Below are 26,404 nucleotides of genomic sequence, written 5' to 3' on the forward strand. Positions count from 1 at the left end.
GATGGGCTTAGGCCTTCGGTGCTGCAGGCAGGTCCTTGCTGGCGGTGACGGGGGTGCCGGTCGATTCGAGCGGCGCCACGAAGTTGACGAGGCGCAGGGCCAGATGGCCGCCCTTGCCGAGATCGGGGTCGTATTCGTAGGAGGTGACCGAGCAGTTCGGCACATCGCCGGCGCGGTCGAATTCGAGGATGGTCTTCTCGTCGAGACGCTCGAACAGGTAGCGGAAGCAATTGACCGTGACCTGGTGCGCAACGATCAGCACGCGCTCGCGGCAGAACTCGCGGTTCAGGGTGTCGACCACGCTGCGCAGGCGCAGGATCACGTCGCACCAGCTCTCGCCGCCGGGCGGGCGGAAGTAGAACTTGCCGACGTGCTGGCGCTGTTCGTACAGTTCGGGGTGGTGGTGCGCGATGCCGTAGGTGGTGAGGCGGTCGAGGATGCCGAATTCCTTTTCGCGCAGGCGCTCGTCGGATTCGACCACCAGGCGCGAACGGTCGAGGCGCCGCATCAGGATGTTGGCGGTCTCGGCAGCGCGCACATAGGGCGAGTGCAACACCACCGTCGGCTGCTGGTCCGGCGGCAGCGAGGCGAACCAGGAACCGAGCGCCTCGGACTGGCGCTCACCCAGCTCGGACAGGGGCACGTCGACGTCGCGGTCGGCGATGTCGATGAGATGTCCGGCGGCGGCTTCCGCGAGTTCGCGCGCGACGTTGCCGGCGCTCTGCCCATGCCTGACCAGCCAGACTTCTTGTGGCCACTTTTGTTCCATTACCTGCCCGTCTCGGATATTGACATGACGTCATCATAGACGGATTCTACGGGCCGAAAGCGCACGATTGCGGTCTTTCCGGACAGGCTCGCCGCGGCGTCGGAGCCCTCTTACACGGCTTGCGATTCGCTATCTAAATTGATTTCCGCGTCGCTATGAAACACGCGCATGTCGGTCTCTCCGAGTATGCGGCTGGTCAAGGTGCCGGCGGTGATCGAGCCGCTGACGTTGAGGGCCGTGCGGCCCATGTCGATCAAGGGCTCCACAGAAATCAGGAGGCCGGCCAGCGCTACCGGCAAGTCCATCGCGGACAGCACGATCAGGGCCGCGAAGGTGGCGCCGCCGCCCACGCCGGCCACGCCGATCGAACCGAAGGCGACGATCGCCAGCAGCGGCAGCAGGAAGGAGACGGTGAACGGATCGATGCCGACGGTCGGCGCGATCATCACCGCCAGCATGGCCGGATAGATGCCGGCGCAGCCGTTCTGGCCGATGGTGGCGCCGAACGAGGCGGCGAAGTTGGCGATGCCTTCCGGCGTGCCCAGGCGCGCGGTCTGGGTCGCCACGCTCATCGGGATCGAGCCCGCGCTGGTGCGCGAGGTGAAGGCGAAGGCCAGCACCGGGAAGATCTTGGCCACGTAGCGCAGCGGGTTCAGGCCGCTGCCGGCGACCAGCATCAGGTGCACCAGGAACATCAGCGCCAGCGCGCAGTAGGAGGCGACAACGAAACTGGCCAGGCCGAGGATGTCCTGCAGGCTCGAACCCGCCACCATCTTGGCCATCAGGGCGAACACGCCGAAGGGCGTCAGGCGCAGCACCAGCGTGACCATGCGCATCACGATCACGTGGGCCACGTGCACGAAGCCGCTGAAGGAGGCGAACACCTCGGGCTTCTTGCCGGCGATGCCGGTGGCCGAGATGCCGATGAAGATCGCGAACACCACCACCGCGATGGTCGAGGTCTTGCGCGCGCCGGTCATGTCGAGGAAGGGGTTGGCCGGAATAAACGAGAGCAGCATCGAGGGCAACGAGATTTCCTTTGCCGTCGCCAGGTTGCCCTGCAGGTATTCGCCGCGCGCCACTTCGGCGGCCGAGCCGGTCAGGCCGACCGCGCTCAGGCCGAACAGCTTGGCCATCAGGATGCCGATCGCGGCCGCCACGATGGTGGTCGCGATCAGGATGCCGATCGTCAAGGTGCTGATGGTGCCGAGCGAAGCGGCATTGCGCAGCTTGAGGATGGCCTGCACGATCGACACCATGATCAGGGGAATGACGATCATCTGGAGCAGCTTCACGTAGCCGCTGCCGAGCACGTCCAGCCAGGCATTGGTGGCGGCGACGTCGGGCGAGGCGGCGCCGTAGACCGCCTGCATGCCCGCGCCCAGCACCACGCCGAGCCCGAGACCCGAGAACACGCGCTTGGTGAAGGACACGTGGTTCGCCTGCAGGCGGTACAGCAGCACGCACACCAGCAGTGCGAGGACCAGGTTGATCAGGACGGGGAAGTTCATTGGAGCCTTTGCGGGGCAGCTCATGCGCTGCGGAAATCAATCGCAGCATTCTATAGGCAAAATGGCAGCTCCGCTGTAGGGACAAGGGCTAAGGCCGCTCCCTGGTCGATTCCGGGACAAGACGCGGTCTGATGCGCGCGCGCTTATTTGTAGTGCATGAGCAACGTTACGGTATGAGAAAGGCCGGAATTAAGTGTATTTCACATGGGTAGGAATGCATTTCCACAATACAATAAACGTGTCGTCAAATCACCATCAATTTCCATGTTTAGAAATCTCACCATCAAGACCCGTCTCATCCTCGTGCTCGTCTTCCTGGCGGCGGAGCTGATCGCCGGCGCAGCGATCGGCCTCTACAACCTTGCCAAGTCGAATGCCCAATTGAAGGACCTGCACGACAACCGTGTCGTCGCGCTTGGCCAGCTGAGCCGGATGATGCAGCTGATTACGCTGGACCAGTTGCTGGTCGCCAAGGCCGCGCCCCTGGAGGATGCCGCCAGGCGCAAGGAGATGATGTCGGAAGTGGATGCGAACGTGGTGGAAATGGCGGCGAACTGGAAGGCCTACGAGGCGACCGAACTGACGCCGGAAGAAGCAGTCCTGAGCGCCAAATTCGGCGACGCCTACAAGGCCTTCATGACCCAGGCCCTGCAGCCTGCCATCGCCGCGGTGCACGCCGGCGATGCCGCGCTGGCGAACCAGATCGTGTCCGGCGACATGGCCCGCCTGTTCGAGCCGCTGCGCCAGGCCGGCGACGGCCTGATCGCGCTGCAGCAGCGCGTCGCCAAGGAAGAATACGAAGCTTCGCAGCAGAACTACGAGACCGTGCGCCTGCTGTGCCTGGCCGGTCTGGCCTTCGGCCTGCTGATGGCCGCCGCGGTCGGCTGGATGCTGGTGCGCGCGATCGTGCGCCCGCTCGAGCAGGCCGTGCAGATCGCCGGCGCGGTGGCCGCGGGCGACCTGACCCAGAAGATCGAGGTCAGCGCGAACGACGAGACCGGCCGCCTGCTGGGGGCCCTGAAGGAGATGAACGCGTCCCTGGTGCAGATCGTATCCCGGGTGCGCAATGGCACCGATACCATCGCCACGGCGTCCGGTCAGATTGCAGCCGGCAACCTCGACCTGTCCGCGCGCACCGAGCAGCAGGCCGGTTCGCTGGAAGAGACCGCCTCGTCGATGGAAGAGCTGACCTCGACCGTCAAGCAGAACGCCGACAACGCGCGCCAGGCCAACGCCCTGGCGGTGTCGGCCCAGCAGGTGGCGGGCAAGGGCGGCGAAGTGGTGGAGCAGGTGGTGCGCACCATGGGCGCGATCAACACGTCGGCGACCCGCATCGTGGACATCATCACGGTCATCGACGGCATCGCCTTCCAGACCAATATCCTGGCCCTGAACGCCGCGGTGGAAGCGGCGCGCGCCGGCGAGCAAGGCCGCGGTTTCGCGGTGGTGGCGGGCGAGGTGCGCAACCTGGCGCAGCGCAGCGCGGCGGCGGCCAAGGAGATCAAGGCGCTGATCGACGATTCGGTCGAGAAGGTGCACATCGGCTCCGAACTGGTGGACCAGGCCGGCGCGACGATGGCGGACATCGTGCAGAGCGTCGGCCGTGTCACCGACATCATGGCCGAGATCACCGCTGCCAGCCAGGAACAAACCGCCGGCATCGAGCAGATCAACAGCGCCGTGACCCAGATGGACCAGGTGACCCAGCAGAACGCCGCCCTGGTCGAGGAGGCTTCGGCGGCGGCCCAGTCGTTGCAGCAGGAAGCGGCCGAACTGGCGCAGGCGGTCGGCATCTTCCGCCTCGATGCGCAAGCCGCGCCGGCAGCGGCAGCGGCGCCGGCGGCAAGCCTGGTGCGGGTGCCGGCGCCAGCGTCACGCGCGGCGGTCAAGGCGCCAGCACGCAACGCGCCGAAGGCGGCCGCAGCGCAACCAGCCCGCAAGGCCGAGAAGGCGCGGGCCGTGGAAGCGACCGAGGGCTGGGAAGAGTTCTGACGAGACCGGCTTGCGGCGCGGCGGCCGGCAGGACGCCGTTTCGCAAGCCTCGTCGATCGGGCGGCGGGCCGGAGGGCCTGCCGCTTTTCTTTTTGCGCGTGCCGGCTTATCCGAGCGTGACGACCAGGGCTGTCATGCCGAGGCACAGGCCGATGGCCACGCCGATGCGCTGGCGCAGGCGTCGGCTGTTCGCGACGATGCTTTTTGCAAACGTACGCTTCGGCGCCTTGGGGTTGCTGCGGTCGACGGTGCCGGTGTGGGTGCGTGGGTGCGAGTGCTCGGTATTCATGCTGATTCCTTCTGCCGTCTCCACCGGAGACAAGCATTCAATGGGTTGACGGTAAGTGCTGGAGCGTTTGCTGACGGGAGAATCCGGCTGCGGGGCGCTGGGCGCACCGGCCGTTCAGGCAGGCCGGGCGGTGCTGGCAGCGTGCCTGCGCGCGTCCGAAGCGTGAAGATGAGAAGTGGTCGACATGCAAGGCCAGTTACGCTTCACAATAAAAATCCAGTCCGCGATGCGCCTGACGGGCAGGCGCATCTGATGTTGTCTATTTTACATGTGCGTCGGACGAATACAAGAGCGCACACAATTGCTTACGACTTCAAGGTGTTGCTTGTAAAAAACAATATCTTCCTATCGCTCTGCAATGTCAAGCAATTCTGCTCATACGTAGGGAGTAACCAACGGTAGCGGCTGCAGGCTCGGGAATGATATGACCGGCGAGGTCAGCGCGAGTTCGGGAAATGATACAAAAAACAAGGGGTCATTGCCTTTTTTGTATCATGTTCCGCCGGGTGCGGGGACGGACGTGCGATCCGGCAATGAGGCAGGGGCGGCAGTTACCGAAAACAAAAACGCCAGCCTGAAGGCTGGCGTTTCTGCTGATTCTGGTAGGCCGTGCTGGGCTCGAACCAGCGACCAACGGATTAAAAGTCGCCGGGTCGAAATGAGCATTCTTTATTAATCAATGACTTGCAACGCTTGCCAACTGTGATAACCAGTCATGCCAAAGGGGGAGGAATGGTAGCTTATCAGGAGTCACGTCACAAGTACGTCACGTGACGATTCGGGTTCAACCGACCGTTGCAGGCACGCTGCCGATCAACTTGCACCCGCATTCCGTCGTGCATCCCTCGACCGCAACCGGCACCCCGTCGACTGTGAACGTGCTGTGGGCGGTAATGATCTTGTTTACGCCGTGCGGTTTGCCACCAGGGTAGGGCAGCGGACAATCAACTTTATCACCCAGTCGGGCGATCGCTCTTCCTCTGATGTCGTGGTTGGGCGAACCGCTAACAACTGTGCCGCCATGATCGGTCTTGTCCCCGACTGTAATGATCTTTAATGACATTTGGCTCTCCAGTGGAATCGGTGACGGATAACGGTTGCTGCGGCCGCGTATTCAGATCTTTGAACGAAGAATGCTCAGAGCTGCCTGAACCTTGTCAATTGCCTCCGGTCTCAACCCTCCCTGATTACTTCCAATGCGTTGCCGACAGTAGAGAAAGTACCGCAATTCCACTGCAGTCCATGTGTCAGATGGTGTTGCGCTTGCAGGTACTTGATTGAACTCGTCTTTAGCCTCGGACAGAGGATCAAACGTCAAGGCAAACATTGAAAATGTAGACCAGTTGAAATCTCCTTGTGGCACATCTCCCTTGCTCAGATCGCGAGTCGCAATAATTATCATGGCACTTTCCTCTGCGCTACAACTTCGCTCGGACGGATGTACCTAGGTATCAACCACTCCGCCTCATCGATCAGTTTTCAGTTTGGGCTTGCGGGTAACGCCAGATGATTAAACCTCTTCTATCTTGTTTAGGGAGATGGCCACCATTTTTCCCATGATGATCTCCAGCGGGATGCGCGAGTCGTCCGACAGCACCTCGAGTACGAAGCGGAAGCCGCGCGAGACTTCCTCGTGGGCGACCAACTTGCTGGGTAGCCGGATCGCGGACGGACCGTCTTTGAACCGAATGTCCAAGCGCTGAGGCGCTTGTGCTGCGATTGCCCGCTGAACGCCGACAGCGCGGCACCGGCCGCGATTACTGGCTTTCGCCCATTCGCTGCCTCCGATGGCTGCTCGGAATGAAAAATCCAACGCTTATCTTGTTATTGCCTCATTGCAGTGCTTTTTCTAGGTGAGTCAGAAGTGTTTGTGCAAGCTGCATTGCATCACTGGATAGGTTAGGTTGAGCTAAAGATTTCTTTACTGCCACTCGCAATAACATAAAGATTTCTGTCCCTGTTGAACCAATAACCATTGCATCAAGCACTTCTTCTGAAAGAGCGGCAGCTCCATCACGTGCAAGTAATTTGGCTAATTCTCTTGCCTGAGAGTAGTGGTCATATGAATTCATTTTGGCTATCTCGTACAAAAATTTTTAAGACGAACTCCGTGAGCAGGAGTGACGACCTCAATTCCCCCTCCTGGATTATTACCAACAGCGGGAGCAGCCCTCGTCACAAAGGGCGTACCCGGTTTAAGAACACCAGTTTCTACAAAGTCCGCGTTTGCGATGTTCTCTTGCGGAATTCCATAGCGTTGCGCATAACCTGGGCTGTCTGGATGCTCAAGTGACCAGAACTGAGCCTCAGCAGCTTGGCTTTTGCCCATTGTTCCAGCCCTATACAAAGTAACCCCACTTTGCACCTGCTTTCTTGCTGCCAAAGCTTCTGGCGCATTACTCTGCAACGCAGGACCATAAGGAGTATCAACGCTTCCTTGTGTCGACGGACACGGGCAACTTGTGGGGCAGGTCACATTGCCGCTTTTGGCTTGCGCTCGCCTTTTATTTCTGCGCTGAGCGGAACTGCCAGACAGACCAAGGGCATCAGTCCAACCAGTTGGGTTACGTGTGTACGAATATACATTGAAGCCACCCGCCAATCCAATCGGGTCCTGCGTCAGATACCGCGCCGTATCGGGATCGTAGTAACGGTATCTGTTGTAATGCAGTCCCGTCTCTTCATCAAAGTACTGCCCCTGAAACCGAATCGGATTGCGCATCCCGGCCTTGCGCGCCGCTTCGCTAATCGCCTCCTTCGCTTGCCCCCACGCCTTGTACTGTGCCGACCACGCAACCTTGCCTTCATGGTCGGTCAATTCCTGCGGTGTACCTAGATGATCGCATTGATAAAAGGCGATCTCATCCTTACCAAACGGCTCGGCTTCTTGCTCATACTCACCGTTCCATAACGGATCAAGCGCAATATCGTACTTGCCGTCGTTGCCTGCCATCAGCGCTTTTACATCGGTGGTGGGCGCCAGCCGAAGCGCCTGGTTTCGGGTGGCCTGCACCAGCGGCACGAAGCTGTCGCGTTCGTACACATAATGCACCGTCCGTTCGCCGGCCGCAAAGCCTTGGTGCACGCTGCTTTCCAACGCCAGCGTGTCGCCGTCCCAGCCGTACATGGTCCGGCTCGTCTCCCGGAAGCCAGCGCCTTCCAGCGCCCCACTGTGCTTGGCGATGCGCCGCCCCAGCGGATCGTAGGCAAAGTTGGCGACGCCATGCCAAGTGGTGGCGCGGGTCATCCGGTTGAACGCATCCCATTCATATTCGGACCGAAGGCCATCCTGGGTACGTCCCACGAGGTTGCCGCGTTCGTCGTAGCGGTAGCGGACGCCGGCGTATTCCTTGAGTAGGTTGTCCAGCAGTTTCGGCAGCGGGGGACGGCGGGTGATGGGATCCTGCCGCGCGGTATCGGCTGCCTGGATGTTGCCGGCCGGATCAAAAGCGAAAGTTTCATGACCCAATGCACTGTTTGCCGCCAGCAGCCGTCCGACCGGGTCGTAGCGGTATTCGACGCGTCCACGCCGGTTGTCTTCGACGCTGGTCAGCTGGCCGGACAGGTCATAGCGGTAGCGCCGCAGGATCGCGGCTTGCATGCCGACCTGGACGTCGGGACGGTATGTGCCGGGGAAGAAATGCCGGTCCTTCCGGCTGGCCTGTGCGATGGCGCCGAGCTGCTGTTCGATCAGGCGCCCAAGCGGGTCATACTTCATCGTTTGCAGCAGGCCGTTGGCCTGGGTGCGGTCGGTTTCCCTGTGCAGGGCGTCGCGCTCGAAGGAGACCAGGTCCCGCCCGTCGAGCAGCAGGCCGTGTACGTGGCCGGCGCCGTAGGTCAGCCATTCGAGGTGGTGGCCATCGGGGCGGGTCGTACCGGTGCGCTCGTTGAGTTCGTCGTAGTGGTGGTGCCAGACCGCGGTGCGCTTGTCGGGATGGAACGGGCCTTGGTAGTTCTGGTGCTCGCGCACCAAGTTGCCGGCGTCGTCGTAGAACCATTGCAGCCTGGCGTGTTCGTTCTTCGCTTCGGCCAGCTGGCCGTTAGCGTTATAGGCGAAGGTTTCGATTTGCTCGGGCTTGCCGGGCGCTGCGGCACGGCGTTGCACGAGCCGACCCATGGGGTCATAGTCGAGCCGTGTCGTCACGCCGGCTTCGACGGTTTCCGCCAGCACGCCGCTGGCTTCGTCGTAGCGGTATTCGGTTGCCTTTCCATCGAAGCCCTGTTCCTGCAGCAGGCGGCCGACAGGATCGTATTGGAAGCGATAGACACTGTCGTTTTCGTTTTCCAGGGCGGTCAGGCGGCCGAGCAAATCCCACTGGTAGCGCAGGCTCTGTCCCAGCGCGTCGGTGCGCGTCGCGATCAGGCCAGCCGCAGTGTAGCGGTAGGCGATGGTGCGCTGCAATGCGTCGGTGTGCGCCAGCAGCCGGCCTTCGGCGTCGTGGCGCAACTGCTCGTGGCTGCCGTCGGGATTGATGACGGCCTCCAGCTGGCCGGGATGGTTGCCGCTGCCTTCGCTGTGCGCTTGCGCCAGCGTTTCGCTACTCAACGGCGTATAGCGGTAGCGGGTGACGTTGCCTGCGGCGTCGATGCTCTTGACCAGGCGCTTGCGCTCGTCGTACTCCCATTGAAAGCTATGCCCGGAACAGTCGGTGTAGCTGGCGAGCTGACCGTCCAGGGTGTAGGCGAGTTTCTTGACCCCACCCTTGGCGTCAAGGACTTCGATCGGCCGGCCGGCCTTGTCGTACGCGTACTGGGTCTTGTTGCCGCGCGGGTCTATTTCCTCGACGAGGTGGCCCTGGGCATTGTAGTCGCGCCGCCAAGCGCCGCCTTCGGCGTCGCGGATGCCGGTGACGCGGTGCTGGCTGTCATACTCGAAGTGGACCTGGCTGCCGTCGGCGCGCGTGTGCGTGAGCAGGTTCCCGTGGTCGTCGTAACGGTGATGCTCGCTGTTGCCGTTGGTATGGATGTGACGGACGACGTTCTTGGCGTCATCGCGGAACAACCATTCCTCGCTCCCGTCCGGATACACGATGCGGTAGGTGTAGCCGGCGATGTCATAGTAGTAGCGGGTCTGGTGGCCGAGCGCATCAAGGACGTAGGTCAGCCGGATGTTCTTGTCCCACTCGAGCCGGGTGTCGAAGCTGCCGTCGTCGGCCCACTCGCGGATCGCCTTGGCGTGAAGCCCGCTGTCGATGCTGGTGTCGTAGGCGAGGTTCATGCCGCGCCCGGTGCGGTCGGTGTAGCGGGTGACGAGGTGGCGGTCGTACTGGTACTGCCAGGCGGCCGCATTTTCGTCCTGGGCGCGGACCAGGTCACCGTGATCGTCGTAGTCGTAGGCGGCCAGCTGGCGCAGCAGCTTGCCGTCCCGGATTTCCCATAGCGCCAGGATGCGGCCGCTATCAGGGTCGATCTGGGTGCCGGCATGAGCGACGATGATCTCGCCCTGCTTGCTGATGATGTCGCTGAGCACCTCCTCGCCGGCGTATGGACCATTGGCGACGACGTGGTCGTAGCGCAGGCCCAGGGCGGCACCGTCGCGGGAATGCAGTGCGATCAGCCGGAAATGCTCCTTGCCCAGCTCGCCCGCCTTGGCGCGCACGGTGTCGACCAGCTCGTAGGTTTCGCGCCAGGGACTGCGTTCGCCCTCTGGCAGCGGCTTGCCAAAGTCGAGCGTGAGCAGGGTGGCGCTCATGCGGGTGAGCGTGATCTGCTCGACCGGGTCGTAGTGTCGTTGGCCGACGCCAAGGTATGGGTAGCAGTGGCTGCGGCCGTCGGCGGCGTGATAGAGCAGGGCCGTCGGCTTGCCCTGACCGACGACGTCGATGCGGGTGCTGTACGGGGTGAGCCAGCGCGCGCCGAGATTGCCGCGGTCATAGGCGACCATCTGGCTGCGGTAGGTGCGGCTCCAGCCGATGGGCATCGGCGCGTCCAGTACGAAGTCAAGGTGGGTGAAGGTTTCGGCGCCGGTGGCGAAGCTGATCGAGTGCGCGGTGCCGCCTTTGGCGGGGCACAGCTTGCAAGCATTGGCGTCACCCGTGGCCGGGCGTTGCCGGCTGGTGGCGCCCAGCTCGTGTTCGGGCTTGTTCTTCCTATGGTCCGCGCCCTTACTGGATGGGACCAGCGCTGGGTAGCGCCGCTTGTGCTTGGTGACGGCGTCGCGCAGCCGCGCCAGTATCCACCGGATGCTCATCTGCTTCTGCTCGTCGGCCAGGGCGGCGAGCTTGTTGCGAAACGCCGGCTTGAAGGCGGTCAGGTGGCCGATGAGGTTGTTGACCCCTTCTGTCGCGCTCTTCGGCAGCTGGCTGGCCGCCGCCGCGACAACATAGTTCGCGCTCATCTTGTATTGCCGGCCGAGGGCGCCAATCATGCGGCGCCAGCTGCTTTGCGCTTTTGGGTCGTGCAGCTTGGTCTCCACTTCCGCCGGGGTGGCCACGTCGAACAGCGGTTCCTGGCCGATGCAGCGCTTGAGGGTCTTGACAAGATCGTCGGCGATGCCGTCGGCAGTATTGGCGCAATCGTCCAGGATACCAGCCAGCTTGCCCATCGCGCTGTCGACAAAGGTATCGATCTCTCCGGCCAGCCTGGCGTTGAGATGCACGACCAGCACCTCGACCAGCGCGCTGCCGAGATCCTTGGCGCCCGAGCGCAGCTTTTGCCGGACCAGGTGCAGCGCCGGCCGCAGGCTCATGCGCGCTGCGTTGCCTGCCCCCGGGGCTATGCCGATCAGGTTGATGCCGAGGCTTACCCATAGGAGAAAATCGATTTCCTTGGCACCCTTGGCGAGGCCTTTCTGGATGATCGCCACGATATCCATGACAGCGTCAATCAGCGCCATGATGTTGCCGATCACCGGCAGGCTGCCGGCTACAGTGCTCAGGCGCTCCAGCGTGACGTAGTCATGGCTGATCTTGCGTAGCCATTTGTCGAAGGCGGCGGCAGCGGCGCCGATGTCTTGCTGGTCGATGGTGTTGAGCGGGGCGACTGCGACTTCCGGCGCGCGTTCGGCGGGCTTGGACGGGGCCTGCGTGGGTTCGGTCATGGTGGCTTTTTATCTTTTTATATGACGGATTTTTTCGGGATCGAAGGTGGAACTTCAGCGCCGATGCGCGGCAGCGATCCGGGCAAACCGAAGGTGGACGCGACGGCGGCGGCAGGCTTGCCGGCATTGAACGCGCCGTAGGTATCAAGGCCCGTCGCGCCGCCGGGGAGCTTACCCGCCATATTGGCCATGGCCGCCTGTCCGACCGGTGCCAGCAATGCTTGCGCGCCGCCCTTTGGCAGCGACTGCACCGCATTTGCCGCTTGCTCCGAAGCTTGCGCTACTGCGCTGAGCTTACCCGCTGCGCCGTTGAGACTGCCTGCCGCAGCCTTGGCGCTGGCGAGCAGTCCGGGGTTCGGCGCCTTCGGTGCAGGCCGGTCAGGCGTCGCCACCGCAGCGGCGCCAACCTCGGGCAGCGCCACAGTTGGCCATTCGGTTCCCTGGCCGAAGTAGCTGCCTTCATCCCACGGGTCGCGCGGGTCCTTGCCGTAGCTGACCGTGGCCATCCCCATCGGCAGGCCAGCCACGCTGGCAAAGCCGTCGGCATCGAGCGTCCCCTGGTGGACGCCACCTTCGGCGTCGACGACGGTGTACTCGCCTTGCTGGATGCCTTGCTTCTTGCCGCCTTCCAGGTTTACGTACTGGTGATACAGGTCGAGCTGCCCCGGCGCCAGCTGCACGGGCTGCGGCAAGCTCGGCGTGCCTTCGCTCTTGGCGGGTTCGAAGCTGTGGTGCGCCGCGTGCTGGACCCATTTGCCGCTGGTGCCATGGGCGATCCCCGATGCGTTCCAGCGGCTGAAGCTGGTGCCGCCGTTGATCACCACCTCTTCCTTTGCCGTGATCGTGATCCGGTTGGCGGTGTGGGTGATGTTGAGCTTGGCCAGGATGTTGACGCTGTCCTTCAGGGCCGTGATGTCGATGTCGGCGCTGGCCGCCACCAGCTTCATGCCGGCCTTGTAGGCAAACATGCGCACCGCTTCCTTGACGCTGACGAGCAGGCTCTTTCCCGCGCTCAGGCTCGCATGGCCGCCGCTGGTCAGGGCGGTGTGCTCCACGCTCATCAGGTGGGTGGAACCCTGCGTACTGGTTTCGATGCCGGCGGGGCTGGCTAATAGCAGGTGGGGAGCCTGGAATTCCGGGAATTCGCCTTGGCTAGGCGCGCCCCCCTGGCCTTTGATGGCGTCGACCTGCGCCCGCAGCGCGGCGACGACCTGGTCCTGGTCGCCCGGCTGGTGCGCCTGCGCCTGCTGCGCCGTCTGGGACAGGCTGTCGTGCAACTCCTGCCCCTGCGCCATGCGCCCCAGCGTCTCCGCCATGTCGGTGATATGGGCGCGGGCATTCGGCCGCGCCTCGGTACTGAGCAGCAGGCCCTGCTGGGCGCGCACCGCCCCAATGCCGTCGGTACGCAGTTCGAAGCCCTGGCCGCGCGCGTCCTTGCGCCCGGCATTGTCTTCGATGCGGTGGATATGGCCGAGGCTGAGCTGGCTCGCGAGATGGTCGCTCTTGAGCTGGGCCTGGATCTGCCCCTGTGTGTCATCCAGCACCAGATGGTTGCTGCGTCCGCCGGGCGTGTTGCCGCCCTCGGCGCTCAGCTCCCGGCTTCTGAACCCCGTCAGCGCCCGCTGTTCGGGCAGCTTCCACGGTGGCATATAGCTCTGGTTGTACACGGAACCGGTCACGATCGGATGGTCGGGATTGCCATCGAGCCATTGCACGATCACTTCCGACCCGACCCGCGGATGGCTGGTCAAGCCCTTCTCGCCGCCGGCCCAGTTGCTGCTTACCCGTACCCAGCAGCTACCGCTTTCGTCGCGGTCCCAGTGAAACTTGACCTGGATGCGCCCGTACCGGTCCACGTTCAGGCTGCCCTGGCCGCCCAAGCCGACCACGGTGGCGGTCTGCAGGGCCAGCAGTCTGGTGTCCGTACTGTTGAAGCCGCGTCCCGGACGCCAGGGCACGGCCTTGTCTTGGCAGACCAGGCGGTTCTTGTACTCGGCGAGTGCACCTTTGCCTTGCAGGTAATTGTTGCTGGCTTCGTGATGCACTTCCAGGATCAGGAATTCGCTGTCCTCGCTTTCGCTGAAATGCTCAAACAGCTTGAACCATCTGCCTGGTGCGACTTGCCGGTTGTTGCCCCGGGCTTCATAGAGCTTGCCGCGGGATTCGATTTCTTCCATGCGCAAGCGCGCAAGTTGGTCGCCGCCCGCTTGGTGCTTGAAGCCGTAATGCCCCTCGTAGCTGTGCACCTCCAACTGCGGAATATCGCCTTGCTGGTTGATGGTGACGGTATTCGCATGTACCGGGCGTGGATTCTTGAAGTCGAAGCCGCTCACCGCTGCCTGTCCGGACGCCCACTGGCGCAACGGGCTCCAGTGGTCGATCGAATTTTCTTCGGCCGCGCCACCGGCACCATGGAAGCGGATGCCGGGCGACGGCCCGTCGACCGGGGCCGCGGCGCGGGTGTCGTCGCAGACCCTGAGCGTATGGCCTTCGCCGCTGTGCTCGTACCAATAGCTGTAGCCGGCCGCTTCCCAGCGACGGCACAGGTAGTTGTGGTCGGTCTCGTCCCATTGCGTGGCCATCGTGAACTGCGGCTGTTCGCCAGCGACTTCCCATTCCCAGGCGGGCAGGCCGCCGTAGTCGGCGAAGATCGTCTCCGCCTGTTCGTGCAAGCTTTGCGCATGGAACAAGCGGTTGTTCCGGCGCAGGCGCGTGTACGCCAGCCATGGCTTCAAGACGGCGTCATAGAAGGCCACGCCACCGTCCGTCTTGACCAGCTTGAACGAAGCGACATAACCGGTGAAGGGACGCAAGCTGCCGTCGTCCTGTACCAGCGATACGCACAACAGCTTGCCATGCATCGCCTCGAGTTCGATCCCGGCATCGTCGCTGAGCAGTTCCACCTTGAATTCGAAGTCACGCGACAGGTATTCCGTGCCTTCAAACCGGTTCACCACGAGCATGGCGTGCGGGCCGTCGCTCATTGGGAACGACAAGCGCAACAGGCGGGTGCTGCGGTAGGCTTCCAGCAGTGCTTGCAGGTCAGTCATCGTTTTGCTCATCGGTTGAGCTGGGCATTGTTGAATTCGAGATGTTCGACGTCGCTACTAAAGCGCGTCTGAACTTGCGACGAACTTCTTGACTGTAGTTATTAAATTGCGATTGGCCAGTGACAAAACGCAAGCCCTTGCGAAGTCGCGCCGCGCAGCAGTTTCTCGGTAGTTTTTGCTCCAGAGCGCTGACTTCCCCGTGAAACCGTACTTCTGCGCCGCGATCAGTTGTCGGCGCGTAGATCGAATCGCTTTGTTTCTGCCGTGAACCCGGCAGGGTGAATGCGCTGCTTCGTTGCCGGTCGCTGTCGCTTTAATGCCCGGTCCGGCCTGTTGTGAGCTCGTACGCTTTCGGTGGCGGCGCCTGGCCGCCGAGCTAGTCAGCATGGATGAGGATTGGAGCGACAAAGATCAGCTTGCGTGAACTGCGCGCGGGGCCGCACGGCTGGGCTCGGAAATGGCCGCGCCGCCAGTGCGGCGCCCTGATGCCGGTCGCGCCGGGCGCCGGCAGAATCGCCGGTGCGGTCGCAGGGCCGACCGTGATGCGGTCATACAAGGAATCCATGCAGCGCTGCAGTTTGGCCTGCTTTTTCGGCCCCACGCCCGCCAAGCGCTTCAGTGCAACGCTGTGTTCCGTATTCACCTCTTTGCGCGCGTCCTTCAGGCCGAGGTACAGAAACACCTTCACCATGTTGTTGATCAGTTTTATTAGCACATCGTCGTAGGTGGCGCGCTGGCCGCTCTCAGGCGTCAAGATCCCCTCGGCCCACTTCATGACGGTCTCTTCCGGCGAGAGCAAGGGGCCGCGCAGCAGTCGCGTACTGATGCCCCTGTCGCTCGAGGCGTAGACAACCATCAGTTCAATCACAGTGATGAATTCATTGCGGTTTTCGGACGGCCCTGGCCTGCTCACGAAACAGAAAATGCCCTCGATCCAGCGTCCCTTGGCGCGGTCTTCGAGCGTTCTGAAATGCTCCGCCGTGGCACGGTTCAGCTGGAGGTACTGCGCATCGAATGGCGGCGAGAACCACTGCATCGGCAGCGTGCCATCGATATCAGATTGCATCAGAAGCGCATCGAGCGCCGGCGTCGTCTCGATCAACGCGCCGTTTTTTCGATCGAAATGAATATTGGCCGCCCACCTGGCGACGATCGCGAGCGTGGAGTCAGCCCAGCCAGGCGGACGCTGGTAGCGCGAATGCCGCTCGAGGTGCTGGTTCACCTGCCAGCACAGCTCATTAATGCAGTCGAGGCAAGTGGCGCGCGCGCCGGCCCAGTCGTTCCACACGCGCCGGCTCCAGTCGTGGGCAGTAAACAGGCGCTGCCATTCCTCCAGCGCTCCTGGTTGCGGAACTTGACCGGAAAAGGGAGACCGTCCAGCGTTACCACCGTGCTCGCCCGTATCGCCGGATCGAGTTGGCCCAGGACGCTGGTCGGGAGCTTGTGCCGCAGCACCTTGTATTCGGCGTACTCGGCTGCGGGAACGCTGGCGCGAGGCACAAGTTCTACTTCAGGGACGCCAGACCGGGTATCTGCCATGGTGACCGTCTACGGTTGCGAGAGTCGCTACCTGCTGTGATGAAAACCTTTTAATTATTCAAGGTTATGCGCAGGTGAAACTTGAGCAAACGCAACTTGCAGATGGCCGTGAGACACGGGGCTCGATATAGGTGGAAAGTCGAGTTGAATCTCCACTATTTTCAAGCCTTTAGAATCTCTATCAAAACCTATACTTGCCAGCAGAGCGACATGGGCTGTGCACTGAGCCTTGCGAACGGCCGGGTTCGGCCAAGAGCAGCTGGTTGCAGCAGATAGGTCCAGCTACCCGCCCAAGTGGTCTTCTTGCTCGTAACATTGCAGACTGATTCAATTCGGACAAAACGTGAGCGACGCTGAGAACTTGATTGATAACTGCCCTGGGGTATGATTTGCTCAAAGCCAGCAAAATACGGCTGACCGATGACCGATTACATTAGCCGTCTGGAGCTTGCCATCCGTCCTTCGAGACCAGTAACGTAATGGCGAATACAAACCGTACACCTCCGCTTGAGACGCTCCGCGAGGCGATTGCTGACGCTTTGTGGGGTGCAGTCAGTGCTCCCTCGCTGCCGGCAGCCTGCGTCGCGCTTGGTTTGCGAGACGGAGATTCATCCGAAGCGATGAATAGTAAGCGTAAGTACGTGCGCACACGAATCACGACCTTTAAAGGCCCGGATCTTCTGGCGCTTGCACACCGGGTCATTGAAGAGTACGACGTTCCCGATCTCGCAGACTTTGTCAGCGAGTTGACAACTCATTCCCAGCATCGTGTCACCGATCTCACGAGACGGGCCGTGCTTACTGAGCTCAATTCGGTGGGTGAGCTGTTCGGCGACTTGCCGGTGTGGGACGGTATAGCAGTGCTGTCCCCAAACCTTGAGAAGCCGAGTTTCTACTCGGACCGCTTTTACGCGACGCTGCGTGAGGATATTCAGCGGCACTACGTCGAAGATAACGATCTGTCCAACTACCAGTTGCTCGAACTTTGTGGAGCGCTCACCAGCTCGCAGCAGCGCTTCTTCAATTTGCTGGAGAAAGTGGTTGATCCTGTCTGCCGTCGCGGCCAGGATCAGGAGCTCCTTGTACAGGCCTTGAACAAGCTGCTAATTGCTGACGGATTCGCGCTCAGCGTAACGGGCGAAATCTCCCGCCATCCACAGTATGGCATCGTGCGCGCCGAGTCAGGTGTGGCGGGCTCGCCAAAGAACTTGATCTTCGCTTCCGTCAACTGCAAACCAGATTTGTACTTTGCGGATGCCATCAACAATGACATCGCCATCGCGAACGATTCCGATGCGCTTATCTACGATCGCCCCCTCTCGGCCAGCGGCCTCCTTTGGACGTCACTGGCCGACTGGTGGAGAGAGCGCGAGCGGCATGATGATCGTGACACTGCAAACAAGACTTTGTATCAGCACTTGCTGGCAGCGGTGTCGGCAGCCAACTCGCCAGGAGAATTTGCCGTGTTTAAGACGTACTATGCGTATTTCGCCCAAAAAATGGGCGAAAAGTTGCCGGCGCTAATCCCTCAAGTGTATTTGCATTACGATCCCCGAGCGGCAGTTGAGCGAGGGAAGAATCGTGTCCTGCCGCGACAGAGAATGGATTTCCTGCTCCTGCTTGAACACAGCACGCGTGTTGTCGTCGAAGTGGACGGCCAGCATCACTTTGCCAATGGCGAAGTGGCGTCGCCCCGGCGGTACGCTGAGATGGCAGCGGAGGACCGCCGATTGCGCCTTCAGGGGTACGAGGTCTACCGGTTTGGCGCTGCAGAATTCGTGGACGTCCAACGTAAGGACGACGGCCGCTATATTGTAGGCCCAGTTTCAACGCAACTCATCGTGAACTTCTTTGAAAAACTCTTCGCTCGACACACCACTCGAGAGCCGTACTGACGGTATTGACTTCTTTCAGTCAGATCGACCATAGGTGGCAAGCTTGGTCTTAGTCGCGCGGTCGAGTTATCGTACAATCGAGCAATGGAATACCACATCGCGCGGGTCAATTATCACTATCGCAAACTTCAGATGACACGCGAACGGCTGCCGGCGACAGACGCTGGCGCAAATGTCGAGTTCGAGGCCTATGTGTTCTTCGAAGTCTGTTTTCACCTGAAAGATTGGATAAAGTCCGATCCCCGATATGATATGCGCTGCGACGATGTGGACGTCTATATCAACCAATCAAAGCCTCTTCGGACGCTCCATGATGTCTGTAACCGACTAAAGCATCGAACTCTGAGCAGGCCCAAAACGAATATCGGCCCCTTCAATATGACTTTCACGATTGAAGTGGGCCCTGATGGTGCGTATCAGCGTCTTAACCGCTTAGAAGCAGAAGTCGACGGGGAAATTGTGTGCATGTACGTCTTGGCTGATCAAGCAGTGCTTTCTTGGGCTGCGTATTTCAATGCTCACCCAACCCTTCGTCCAGCAGCAGGATGCACACTGTTGGCGCCGGCATGCTCGACCAGTGCGTCGTAGTATGGAATGCCGCTAAGAATGCCTAACAAAACCCTGTAGTTGCTCCAAGGGCAACAGGCGGGTACACTGAGCCGTGCCGACCGTCCGCTATCGGCCAGGAGCGGTCCTTCGCACTGGTCGACATTGACACAATATTGTGCTCGTAAACTATACTGCGTAGTCAGCCATAACAAGTACTGGAGATTGGATGTTGTCCAAATTGATGATTGCGGCGGGAGCTTTTTTGATGGGTCTTGGAGGCGTTTACGTCGGGCAGCGCATTGAGGGTGAAATGTCCGTGCCCGCGATTTTTGCATTCGCAATCGGCACCATTTGGTTGTCGCAAGCTCCTGTCGTTGCATTGCGCGCACGCGTATGCGAGCTGGAATCGAAGTTAGGACGCAGCTCATCGATTGACAACGCATAACAGTCCGCTTCGGGTCGATAGCGGACGTACGCAGGCTCAGTCAGAGCACTAACATGGCGTCCGTGTTTTTAGACGGACTGATGCCATGGCCCGCGCACTTCTTTCCGAAGACCTGTGGTCCCTTATAGCAGCTCATCTTCCAACCCATCGCTCATCGCCGAAAGGCGGCCGCCCGCGAATCGATGATCGCGCGGCCCTGACTGGAATTCTGTTTGTTCTCAAAACTGGAATACCATGGGAGTACCTGCCGCGCGAACTCGGCTGCGGCAGCGGCATGACATGCTGGCGTCGCCTTCACGAATGGATGCTAGCCGGCGTTTGGCAGCGCATCCACGAGGCGATTCTTCAACGGCTCCGAGAGCACGACCAGATCATGTGGGATCGAGCTTGCGTTGACGCTGCAGCCGTACCGGCACCTGCTGGAGGCGAGGACACAGGCCGAAATCCAACCGATCGCGGCAAACTCGGCTGCAAACACCATTTGCTGGTGGATGAGCGTGGGCTTCCCCTAGTGGCCCAGATCTCGGGCGCGCAGGTGCACGACTCTCGTTTCCTCATCCGGTTGGTAGAGTCAATCCCGGCAGTTAAGGGCCTGGCAGGCCGTGCCCGCAAACGCCCAGGTAAGCTGCATGCGGATCGAGCGTACGCTTCGAGATCCCATCGGGCTTGGCTCCGCAGTCGGGGCATCGCGGCTCGTATCGCGCGCTATGGCGTGGAGTCGCGCGAAAGGCTTGGACGGTGGCGTTGGGTCGTCGAGCGAACCTTGAGTTGGCTACACCGCTTCCGAAGATTGCGCATCCGGTATGAGCGGCGAGCAGACATGCGCCAGGCGTTCCTGTCGCTTGTCTGCTCGCTCATCTGTTGGCGGTATGTCGAGAGGTTTTGTTAGGCGCTCTTAGTAGCTGCATTGGCGGCTCACGTATTGAATGGGCTGGCATAGTGCCAGAAGACGAGATGGATTGCCTGACTCAAATGCATTCGGAGGCGGCTCGGAAAACCGGCAGCCCATTATCAAGCTCGGGCCGTACATAACCGGGCGCGACCACTGCGCTTTCAGCGCCATACAGTGCTAGGGAATCAGGTAGCCACAAGACATATTCGCGCCCTTTCAGACTGTGGTCCGGAGAGCAATCAACGCTCCAGTGACGAAGTATGTATCCCGCGTTGGAAGCTCTCACCCGGACCGTGAGAACGCCTTCATCCAGTTGATAGTCAAGTTGCGCGAGCTCGGCACGGGAATTTCGCGGATGGGGAACGAGCTTGAGCTCAATAACCCGGTTCCATTGGAGATCGTGATTGAGCCTCTCGTGCGCTAGAACAGTGTTGTCAGGAAGGAGCTGGAGGTCCGTAATCCGTGTGAGAACGAAGTCTCTGAATTGCTGGCTTTTTCGATCAAATACACGTACATGCCAGCGTACGCCTGAATTCACTAGTGCGAGCGGGACGATATCACGTGTCGTAACGCCACTGCTGTGCGAAAAGTAGGTAACCCGTAATGGCTGAGCCAGGTTAATCCCTCGAGTCACGGCCGCCAGGATCGGAACTTTCGGCAGGCTCAGAGGCGCAGGCAAATCACATGGCACCATCGGACCGAGTGCGTCTCCCACCCCATCACCAAAACCTTGAGACAACATGGTCAGCACGCGAAGCGGATGATGCTCAAATCTCGGAACGAAGGTGTCCGAGGCGCCATACGATTTGTCTGATCCTTCAAATACGATATTTGACGGCGCAATGTCCTTATATAAGGCGATGTCCCGTGTAGCCGCAGCCGGCGCAATGCCAAACCGATCCTGCAAATCTAGACGGCGCAGTTGTCCTAAGAAGTACAAACGGAAATCAATGTGCGCGAGCCGTTCAAGCTGATTGCGGGAGAGATCTTGGGGGGCAAGAGAGGAGCGTGACATAAACGGATATTACCATGCGACGCTATCAGATCAAAATACATCATTTACATCATCAAGATGATGATGTATCCTGATGGAAATGCAGGGATGGTACGCTGCTGTTTGTGGCAAACACTGGAGCTCAACGTATGGCGGATGAAACTGTGGTGGTGCAATTCAGCAGGAAGCAGACTGGTACTGCACTGGTCAGCATGGGAGTGGCGCGGTGAAGTCCTATCGCATCATCCAATCGCTTCGGCGTCTTCGCAAGAGCGTGGTCTGGAGCGTTTTGCAGGCCAACTTGTCAGCTGAGGTACTTGGCATTCTGCACACCCACCTCAACGGTCGCGAGCGGCAGTTGCCGGCATCGACGTTTTTCCAAAAGGTCGAGCTAGACCTCGAAGACCTACGTGCTAACGGGGAGTATTTCCCTGAAACGACTCAGCAATATATTGCTAACTGGTACAACGCCGGCTACCTGCGTAAGGACAAGCTCCCTGGTGCGGTCGAGGATACGTACGAGTTGACCGCGGATGCTGTGGCGGCGATCCACTTCGTGTTGGCAATCGACCGGCCGCAGTCGTCGGCGACGGAAAGCCGGTTATCGATCGTGCTGTCGGCGCTTGGCAAGCTGTCCGAGGACACCGACACGGACAAAGCCAGCCGTCTGCGCAGGCTGAATGCTGAGAAGGCGCGCATTGAAGACGAGATCGAACGCATCGAGAGCGGCAGTATCCGGGTACTCCCGTATAACGTGGCGATGGAACGCCTGCGCGAAATTATGAACCTTGCCAGTGACCTGACAGGCGATTTTCGCCGTGTGCGTGATCAAATCACCCGGCTGCATCAGGAACTGCGTGAACATGTCATGTCACACGAGGGCAGTCGCGGCGAAGTGCTCCAGATCGTGTTCGATGGCATCCGGCGGATCGAAGCAAGCGAGGCTGGGCGTACATTCAAGTCGTTTTGGCATTTGCTGAACGATCCCGAAAGCTCGTCCGCGCTCGACGATGAGCTCGAACAGATCCTGCAGCGTAAATTCACGCAAGGCTTGAATCCACAGGAACGATCGTTTCTGCGTGGCATTAAGCGCAGTCTCCTTGACCAGAGTGGCGCGGTGCGGGAAGAGTTCACGCACTTCTCCAAGAGTCTGGAGCGATTCGTGCGCAATTCCGATTACATGGAACAGCGCCGCATGACCGCTATGATCCGCGATGCCCAACGCTCGGCGATCGCGCTGCAGGAGCGGACCAAGCCGTATGCCTTGCTGGACTTCAAAGTCAATCTGCCGTACTCCAAAATCCGTTCAATGGGGATTCAGATGTATGACCCTGAATTGCGGGTGACATACGTGCCGATGGCCGATGCGCCGGAATCGACGGCATCGCTGAGCGACATTGCCTCGGCGATCAAGCAATCCGATGTAGATATCCGGGCCCTACGCGCCGCGATTGCCGACGTCCTGTCGAGCAGGCCATCCGCGACCATCGGTGAAATCTTGAGCGTGCATCCTGCCAGCCAAGGGCTCGGGACGATCATCGGCCTGATCGAGATCGGATCGAAAGACGGTGTCGTTCACGATGCGCGCGAGACCGTCGAGTGGACTGGCACCGATCACGTGCAGCGCCGCGGCGACATTCCTCATATTACTTTTATCAAAGGGCGCTTCAATGAATGATGTGGCGGGCGACGAGGTCGACGTAGTCGAACTCTCCGATATCAGCACCGACGACATGCAGGACGAGCCAACAAAACCCGCTTCTGCGCTTTACATGGGAGATACCGGAGAGTTGCCGAACGACGCGAGGCGCATCCTGGTGCATCTGCTGGCAAATGGTCATGTCGACCATCGCAGGCACCCGAATTTATGGAACACGCTAATCAGGCATCGCGAGAAGATCCAGAGGCGCCTGTGCGACCTGTATCTTGAACTGATCATCGATCTCGAGGCGCGTGTTGCGTTTCAGCGCCAGGCGGATACAGGCGAGCTCGAAGCGCCGCGCTTGCTGCGCGACCATCAGTTGCGGCTCTACGATTCGCTGCTCATGCTGTATTTGCGTCAAGTGCTGAGCCACGCCGATGCGCAGGGCTTGTTGCCCACAGTCTCGATGGAAGAAACTCTTGACCACATGGTGGTGTACGACGCGTCCGGGAACCGCAACAGTGCCGATTTCCGCGCACGGGTGACGGCCGCAGTGACTAGGGTACATAAGAAAGTGGGAGTCCTGCACAAGGTTCCCGGCGTGCACGAGCAATACGAAATTTCGCGAGTTCTCAAGCTCATGCTTGGGGTCGATGAGGTGAACGCGTTACGCGAGCTTTACAAAAATCTGAAGGATGCGGATCCTTCGGCACATGCGGCTGAGCCGCAGGATATGGAGTAAGAATGAGCGGATTGAATGGGCTGCACGACATGTTCGGGGCGGATCGTTACTTTTGTGTTGGCATGCAGGTGTACGATTGGGGCACCTTGAGCCAGCACCATCGATTCACCTTCCCGCGCGTGGGGCACCTGATCACGGGGCCATCCGGCGCTGGCAAGTCCTCGTTGCTGGATGCGCATTCGGCGCTCATTACGCCGCCGACGCATATCAACTTCAATGCAGCTTCCCGTGACGGCAACAAAAAGACGCGCGACCGCAGTTTCGTCACGTATGTCCGCGGCACCTGGGGACAGCAGACCGATGAAGCCAGCGGCCGCGCGGTGCATCAGCATCTGCGGTCGGGATCGACATGGTCTGCGATCGCGGAGACCTACGAGACCGAAAGCGGCCGTGCAGTGACGCTCGCACAGATCTATTGGATCAAGGGTGCCGGTTGCCAGCCTGATGACGTCCATAGTTATTATCTGGTGGCGGACCGCGCCTTTGACCTTAAGGAGCTGGATGTATTCGTGAAGAGCGGCTTCAACATCAAGGCGACCAAGGCGGCGCTGCCGGATGTGTTCTTTGCGCGTGAGTTCAAAGCGTACAAGGAGCGGTTTTGCAGTCGCTTGGGGATTGAGCGCGACCTGGCCCTGACTCTGTTGCACAAGGCGCAGGCGGCAAAAAACCTGGAAAATATCGACGACTTCCTGCGCAACTACATGCTGGACAAGCCCCAAAGTGCGTTTGACGCGGCGGAGGCCCTCGTTAGCGAGTTCGAGAACCTTGAAAGTGCGCGACGCCAGGTTATCGAAGCTCGCGACCAAGTGGCCCTATTGCGCCCCGCGCGCGACGCCATTATCGAAAAGAAGACCGCGCTTGTTCAGGTCGCCAGCGTGCGTGACCTCGAGCAGGGCAATCCGGAATTTGTGGTCCAGCTTGAGGAGCGATTGACCAGTGAGCGGATAGGACAGCTCGACCGCGAAATCTCGCTCGCCAAAGAACAGGAAGATGCGGCCATCGCGGCACAAGGACCACTCAATACTGAGCTAATCGACCTGCAGATGCGTCATCGCGGCATCGGTGGAGGCGACATCGCGGCCAAGAAAGACGAGTTGAGCCGGCTGGAAGACGAGCAGGCCAGCGTGGAGCGCAGGCGCCGGAAGGTCGTTGATGCCTTCAATACACTGGGGTGGGAGTTTCCTGGCAGCGGCACGATCTTCGCGATGCAAAAGCAGAACGCCGTAGAGGCGCTTGCGGCGATCTCGAACCACCACCGCACGAATGGTGAAAGCGAACGTGACCAGCTAGCCGAGCAAGAGATCGACGCACGCCGTGCGGTCGAGAAACTGGTGACGGAAATCCGCGCCATGGAGGGACAGTCGTCGAGCATCCCAGGAGCTGATCTGGAAATGCGTGCGAGGATCGCCAAGGGCGTGAATGTGCCTGAGGAGATGTTGCCGTTTGCAGGCGAACTCATGCAAGTCAAGAAGAGCGAGGAGGCCTGGACCGGAGCTATCGAGCGGGTCTTGCGCAGGTTCGCTCTGACAATCCTCGTCGATGGCGACGATCAGCGCCTCTACGAGGATGTCACCGCGTTTGTCAACGCCAACAACATGCGCGGGCACGTCGTGTACCTGCGCACGACGAAAAACGAGGTGCACGGACTGCGCACCAGTCCTGCCAACCATCTGGTTCATAAAATCGAATTCAAGCCAGGGCGTTGGGACCAGTGGCTGAAAAATGAACTGATGGCGTCCTTCGCGTATCAGTGCGTTGGCAGTGTCGCAGAGTTGCGCAAGGTGGAACGCGGCGTGACTCGTGAAGGACAGGTAAAACATAATAGCCGCCGCCACGAAAAGAATGACCGTTACAAAATCGACGACCGCAGCAACTGGATTATGGGTTTTGATAACGCAGAAAAGCAGGCGCACTTTCATGCCCGTCTGCTCGAGCAGAATAAGCTGCATGGTGAGATCAAGCACAAGTTGGCAGCCATCGACAACGCACGCTCAGCCGAGCAGGCAAAGCTAGTCCCGTATGCCACGGTTTCGGATGCCGACTGGGCCGAGATCGACACCAGCCCGTTGGTCCAGTCGGCAAAGCTGCTGCGCGGAGTCATCCGGGATCTTGAAGATGGGAACGAGGAACTCAAATCTCTTGAAGCGCGGATCGTGGAGTTGGGGGAGCGGTTGAACCATGTTCAAAAAGAGCGTTTTGCCCATGAGGCAGCGGCAAAACGCCTGGAGCTGGAGCGCGTCACGCTTGCTGAGACTCTGGCCAGACTAAAGCGGCGTGTTCCTTCTGTACTTACGCCCGCCCAACTCGAAGGGTTGGAGCGTGCTTACCAAGCCGTCGACGGAGTGCTTACTCTTGCATCGCTGCCCGAGATGGTGCTGCGCGTCGAGAAATCGTTGCAGGCCCAGCGGTTCCAGCACGATAGGACGGTCGCCGGCTGCGACCATCGAATCTCGTCGGCTTTTCAACAGTTTGTGGCGACGTTCCGGAACCAAGCCGGCAACCTTGGCAGCGGGGTTGAGTTCGCGGACGACTATATGGCGATGCTGGACCGGCTGGAGAACGACAACCTGCCAAGCTTCCTCGATAACTTCGTCAACCTCTTGAACAACCAGACTTGGCAGCACCTGATCGCGCTTAATTCGCATATCGTGCAGGCCAGGAAGGAAATCAGCGAGCGACTCGACATTGTCAACGATGCGCTCCAGTCCGTCGATTTTAACGTCGGCACTCGTATCCAGATTATCGCCAATGACAAGAACCGGCCTGAAGTGCGGGAATTCCGGACCGAGCTAAAAGAGGTTCTTTCTAATTTCACCGCAGAGAGCGCCGAAACCGCTGACGCGCGGTATGCCGCAATTAGCAAGCTCGTGAGGCGCTTCGCTGGCAAAAACGACATCGACCAGCGCTGGCGCGACCTGGTGCTTGATGTACGCGAGTATAGTGGATCCACCTTTTGAGACAGCGACCACGGGGTAGTTTAAGCTGTTGTCCGCGAAAGGATGACAGCAAATGGGTGAAGCAAAGAAACGCAAGGTGCACACGGCAGAATTCAAGGC

Annotated in this window: 19 protein-coding genes; 8 read left to right on the forward strand and 11 right to left on the reverse strand. The window is 60.3% G+C overall.

Annotation, left to right across the window (positions count from 1 at the left end):
* Positions 1 to 7: 7 nt before the first annotated feature.
* A complete protein-coding gene (locus ACK4S9_RS18605) occupies positions 8 to 769 on the reverse strand; it encodes a histidine phosphatase family protein (RefSeq protein ID WP_409728712.1) in 762 nt (253 codons plus the stop codon).
* A 110-nt stretch (positions 770 to 879) separates the two neighbouring features.
* Positions 880 to 2,280, reverse strand: a complete 1,401-nt coding sequence (locus tag ACK4S9_RS18610; RefSeq protein WP_409728715.1) for an L-cystine transporter — start codon at positions 2,278 to 2,280, stop codon at positions 880 to 882.
* Between the two features lie 264 nt (positions 2,281 to 2,544).
* Here ACK4S9_RS18610 and ACK4S9_RS18615 point away from each other — a divergent pair, with 264 nt between their 5' ends.
* The gene (locus tag ACK4S9_RS18615; protein ID WP_409728718.1) at positions 2,545 to 4,272 is read left to right on the forward strand and encodes a methyl-accepting chemotaxis protein; all 1,728 of its coding nucleotides are present in this window, start codon (positions 2,545 to 2,547) and stop codon (positions 4,270 to 4,272) included.
* Between the two features lie 106 nt (positions 4,273 to 4,378).
* Here the strand turns inward: ACK4S9_RS18615 and ACK4S9_RS18620 are convergent, their stop codons facing one another.
* The 8 genes from ACK4S9_RS18620 to ACK4S9_RS18655 all read right to left on the reverse strand — a co-directional run bounded on the left by ACK4S9_RS18620 (position 4,379) and on the right by ACK4S9_RS18655 (position 15,938).
* On the reverse strand, positions 4,379 to 4,561 hold the full coding sequence (locus ACK4S9_RS18620; protein WP_409728721.1) for a hypothetical protein: 183 nt from the start codon (positions 4,559 to 4,561) through the stop codon (positions 4,379 to 4,381).
* Positions 4,562 to 5,345: 784 nt separating this feature from the next.
* The gene (locus tag ACK4S9_RS18625; protein WP_409728723.1) at positions 5,346 to 5,624 is read right to left on the reverse strand and encodes a PAAR domain-containing protein; all 279 of its coding nucleotides are present in this window, start codon (positions 5,622 to 5,624) and stop codon (positions 5,346 to 5,348) included.
* A 51-nt stretch (positions 5,625 to 5,675) separates the two neighbouring features.
* Positions 5,676 to 5,963, reverse strand: a complete 288-nt coding sequence (locus ACK4S9_RS18630) for a hypothetical protein (protein ID WP_409728726.1) — start codon at positions 5,961 to 5,963, stop codon at positions 5,676 to 5,678.
* Between the two features lie 108 nt (positions 5,964 to 6,071).
* Entirely contained in the window at positions 6,072 to 6,374 is a 303-nt protein-coding gene (locus tag ACK4S9_RS18635; RefSeq protein ID WP_409728729.1) for a hypothetical protein, read from the reverse strand.
* A 19-nt stretch (positions 6,375 to 6,393) separates the two neighbouring features.
* The gene (locus ACK4S9_RS18640) at positions 6,394 to 6,633 is read right to left on the reverse strand and encodes a hypothetical protein (protein ID WP_409728732.1); all 240 of its coding nucleotides are present in this window, start codon (positions 6,631 to 6,633) and stop codon (positions 6,394 to 6,396) included.
* A 5-nt stretch (positions 6,634 to 6,638) separates the two neighbouring features.
* Positions 6,639 to 11,600: an RHS repeat-associated core domain-containing protein gene (locus ACK4S9_RS18645; RefSeq protein WP_409728735.1), complete on the reverse strand. Its 4,962-nt coding sequence runs from the start codon at positions 11,598 to 11,600 to the stop codon at positions 6,639 to 6,641.
* A 17-nt stretch (positions 11,601 to 11,617) separates the two neighbouring features.
* Positions 11,618 to 14,650 carry a type VI secretion system tip protein VgrG gene (vgrG, locus tag ACK4S9_RS18650; protein WP_409728738.1) on the reverse strand — a complete coding sequence of 1,011 codons (3,033 nt, stop codon included), beginning with the start codon at positions 14,648 to 14,650 and terminating at the stop codon, positions 11,618 to 11,620.
* A gap of 376 nt (positions 14,651 to 15,026) precedes the next feature.
* On the reverse strand, positions 15,027 to 15,938 hold the full coding sequence (locus tag ACK4S9_RS18655) for a hypothetical protein (RefSeq protein ID WP_409728741.1): 912 nt from the start codon (positions 15,936 to 15,938) through the stop codon (positions 15,027 to 15,029).
* A 730-nt stretch (positions 15,939 to 16,668) separates the two neighbouring features.
* On the opposite strand from ACK4S9_RS18655, the gene ACK4S9_RS18660 reads away from it, so the two are divergent.
* From ACK4S9_RS18660 to ACK4S9_RS18675, 4 genes are all read left to right on the forward strand, one after another.
* Positions 16,669 to 18,084 (forward strand): hypothetical protein, encoded by a 1,416-nt coding sequence (locus ACK4S9_RS18660; protein WP_409728744.1) that lies wholly within the window; start codon positions 16,669 to 16,671, stop codon positions 18,082 to 18,084.
* 84 nt (positions 18,085 to 18,168) lie between these two features.
* Positions 18,169 to 18,672, forward strand: a complete 504-nt coding sequence (locus tag ACK4S9_RS18665) for a hypothetical protein (protein ID WP_409728746.1) — start codon at positions 18,169 to 18,171, stop codon at positions 18,670 to 18,672.
* A gap of 187 nt (positions 18,673 to 18,859) precedes the next feature.
* Positions 18,860 to 19,078: a hypothetical protein gene (locus tag ACK4S9_RS18670; RefSeq protein ID WP_409728749.1), complete on the forward strand. Its 219-nt coding sequence runs from the start codon at positions 18,860 to 18,862 to the stop codon at positions 19,076 to 19,078.
* Positions 19,079 to 19,163: 85 nt separating this feature from the next.
* Entirely contained in the window at positions 19,164 to 19,967 is an 804-nt protein-coding gene (locus ACK4S9_RS18675) for an IS5 family transposase (RefSeq protein ID WP_409728751.1), read from the forward strand.
* Positions 19,968 to 20,046: 79 nt separating this feature from the next.
* Here the strand turns inward: ACK4S9_RS18675 and ACK4S9_RS18680 are convergent, their stop codons facing one another.
* Complete coding sequence (locus tag ACK4S9_RS18680; protein WP_409728754.1) at positions 20,047 to 20,985, reverse strand: WYL domain-containing protein; 939 nt, start codon at positions 20,983 to 20,985, stop codon at positions 20,047 to 20,049.
* 205 nt (positions 20,986 to 21,190) lie between these two features.
* On the opposite strand from ACK4S9_RS18680, the gene ACK4S9_RS18685 reads away from it, so the two are divergent.
* The 3 genes from ACK4S9_RS18685 to ACK4S9_RS18695 are packed head-to-tail and all read left to right on the forward strand — an operon-like array spanning position 21,191 to position 26,305.
* Positions 21,191 to 22,642 carry a DUF3375 domain-containing protein gene (locus tag ACK4S9_RS18685; protein WP_409728757.1) on the forward strand — a complete coding sequence of 484 codons (1,452 nt, stop codon included), beginning with the start codon at positions 21,191 to 21,193 and terminating at the stop codon, positions 22,640 to 22,642.
* Positions 22,635 to 23,348, forward strand: a complete 714-nt coding sequence (locus ACK4S9_RS18690; RefSeq protein WP_409728760.1) for a DUF4194 domain-containing protein — start codon at positions 22,635 to 22,637, stop codon at positions 23,346 to 23,348. The genes ACK4S9_RS18685 and ACK4S9_RS18690 overlap by 8 nt, the downstream gene beginning before the upstream one ends.
* Positions 23,349 to 23,350: 2 nt before the next feature.
* A complete protein-coding gene (locus ACK4S9_RS18695) occupies positions 23,351 to 26,305 on the forward strand; it encodes an ATP-binding protein (RefSeq protein ID WP_409728763.1) in 2,955 nt (984 codons plus the stop codon).
* Positions 26,306 to 26,404 lie beyond the last annotated feature (99 nt).

The organism is Massilia sp., from assembly GCF_046293535.1.
Taxonomy (GTDB): Bacteria; Pseudomonadota; Gammaproteobacteria; order Burkholderiales; family Burkholderiaceae_D; genus Telluria.